This is a genomic window from Klebsiella sp. HMSC16A12 (assembly GCF_001808265.1).
Lineage (GTDB): Bacteria > Pseudomonadota > Gammaproteobacteria > Enterobacterales > Enterobacteriaceae > Klebsiella > Klebsiella pneumoniae.
Map to the genome: position 1 here is coordinate 1 of NZ_KV792640.1, position 1,318 is coordinate 1,318.

Consider the following 1,318-nt stretch of genomic DNA (forward strand, 5'->3'; position numbering starts at 1 on the left):
CGGCGATGTCCGAATGGGGAAACCCAGTGTGATTCGTCACACTATCGTTAACTGAATACATAGGTTAACGAGGCGAACCGGGGGAACTGAAACATCTAAGTACCCCGAGGAAAAGAAATCAACCGAGATTCCCCCAGTAGCGGCGAGCGAACGGGGAGCAGCCCAGAGTCTGAATCAGCTTGTGTGTTAGTGGAACGGTCTGGAAAGTCCGACGGTACAGGGTGATAGTCCCGTACACCAAAATGCACAGGCTGTGAACTCGAAGAGTAGGGCGGGACACGTGGTATCCTGTCTGAATATGGGGGGACCATCCTCCAAGGCTAAATACTCCTGACTGACCGATAGTGAACCAGTACCGTGAGGGAAAGGCGAAAAGAACCCCGGCGAGGGGAGTGAAAAAGAACCTGAAACCGTGTACGTACAAGCAGTGGGAGCACCTTCGGGTGTGACTGCGTACCTTTTGTATAATGGGTCAGCGACTTATATTCTGTAGCAAGGTTAACCGTATAGGGGAGCCGCAGGGAAACCGAGTCTTAACTGGGCGTTAAGTTGCAGGGTATAGACCCGAAACCCGGTGATCTAGCCATGGGCAGGTTGAAGGTTGGGTAACACTAACTGGAGGACCGAACCGACTAATGTTGAAAAATTAGCGGATGACTTGTGGCTGGGGGTGAAAGGCCAATCAAACCGGGAGATAGCTGGTTCTCCCCGAAAGCTATTTAGGTAGCGCCTCGTGAACTCATCTTCGGGGGTAGAGCACTGTTTCGGCTAGGGGGTCATCCCGACTTACCAACCCGATGCAAACTACGAATACCGAAGAATGTTATCACGGGAGACACACGGCGGGTGCTAACGTCCGTCGTGAAGAGGGAAACAACCCAGACCGCCAGCTAAGGTCCCAAAGTCATGGTTAAGTGGGAAACGATGTGGGAAGGCACAGACAGCCAGGATGTTGGCTTAGAAGCAGCCATCATTTAAAGAAAGCGTAATAGCTCACTGGTCGAGTCGGCCTGCGCGGAAGATGTAACGGGGCTAAACCATGCACCGAAGCTGCGGCAGCGACACTATGTGTTGTTGGGTAGGGGAGCGTTCTGTAAGCCTGCGAAGGTGTGCTGTGAGGCATGCTGGAGGTATCAGAAGTGCGAATGCTGACATAAGTAACGATAAAGCGGGTGAAAAGCCCGCTCGCCGGAAGACCAAGGGTTCCTGTCCAACGTTAATCGGGGCAGGGTGAGTCGACCCCTAAGGCGAGGCCGAAAGGCGTAGTCGATGGGAAACAGGTTAATATTCCTGTACTTGGTGTTACTGCGAAGGGGGG

1 rRNA gene is annotated in these 1,318 nt (G+C 53.0%); it reads left to right on the forward strand.

The annotated features are described in order from the left end of the window. Window positions 1-1,318: ribosomal RNA gene (locus HMPREF3140_RS21700) — 23S ribosomal RNA — on the forward strand; the annotation flags it as partial.